The sequence below is a fragment of the Streptococcus sp. HMSC072D03 genome (assembly GCF_001812855.1).
Taxonomy (GTDB): Bacteria; Bacillota; Bacilli; order Lactobacillales; family Streptococcaceae; genus Streptococcus; species Streptococcus salivarius_D.
In genome coordinates, this window is the sequence record NZ_KV810687.1 from 1 (window position 1) to 929 (window position 929).

The 929-nt window shown below is 30.6% G+C and carries 2 protein-coding genes; both read left to right on the top strand.

The features are described from left to right. The first annotated feature begins 103 nt into the window (after positions 1-103). Positions 104-439, top strand: a complete 336-nt coding sequence (traF, locus tag HMPREF2877_RS07730; protein WP_049527782.1) for a DUF6568 family protein — start codon at positions 104-106, stop codon at positions 437-439. 17 nt (positions 440-456) lie between these two features. Continuing rightward, positions 457-870: an acyl-CoA thioesterase gene (locus HMPREF2877_RS07735; protein ID WP_013991218.1), complete on the top strand. Its 414-nt coding sequence runs from the start codon at positions 457-459 to the stop codon at positions 868-870. Positions 871-929: the final 59 nt, after the last annotated feature.

Consider the following 929-nt stretch of genomic DNA (forward strand, 5'->3'; position numbering starts at 1 on the left):
TCATTGCTGGACTTAGGTCTAGCTTTTTTTGTCAAGTTATTTACTTGTTAAAACTCTTAATTTCAGATATGATATGATTATATTTTATTTGAGAGGTATTATTATGTCGAATTTTGCGTCAGCGTTTACACCTATTTCTATTTCTACTGTTAAAGATAAAATTTCTTCTACAGATAAGTTTATTTTATTTATTGGCCGTCCTTCCTGTCCATATTGTCAACTTTTTGAACCTAAATTATCAAATGTTGCTTGTAATTCAAATCTTACTATTTTCTATATTAATAGTGAAAATAGTGAAGAACTTGAAGATATCCAAGCTTTACGTAAAAGATATGGTATTGCTACCGTTCCAGCCCTATTTGTTTCAGAAAATGGAACTGCTAAGGTTGTTTGCGACTCTTCTCTTTCTGAGGATGACATTTTAGATTTTATTTCTTAATCTTTTTGGAGGTTCTTATGTTTATTTGTAAACACGAGGTCCAGTATTATGAAACAGATCGAATGGGTATTACTCATCATTCCAATTATGTACGATGGATGGAAGAGGCTAGAACTTTTTTTCTAAGAGAGATAGGTTGGGCTTATGAAAAAATTGAAGAGGAGGGAATTATCTCTCCTGTTACTTCAATTTCCTGTGACTATAAAGCTACTTCTACTTTTGCAGATGTGATTTCTATTGAGATTAATGTTAAAAGTGTTAAATCTGCTAAACTTTCTTTTGTATACCATATGGTAAATCAGAATGGTGTTCTTGTTTGTACAGCTGCTTCTGAACATAGTTTCTTGTCTAAGAATGGTGGTTTTGTTAATCTTAAAAGAGATTATCCCTCATTTTTTAATCTTTTAAAAGAGCATTCAGTTATGCAATAAAAAAGAAGAAAATCATTTTGATTTTCTTCTTTCAGAATGAAGACAAACATCGTTTTTGA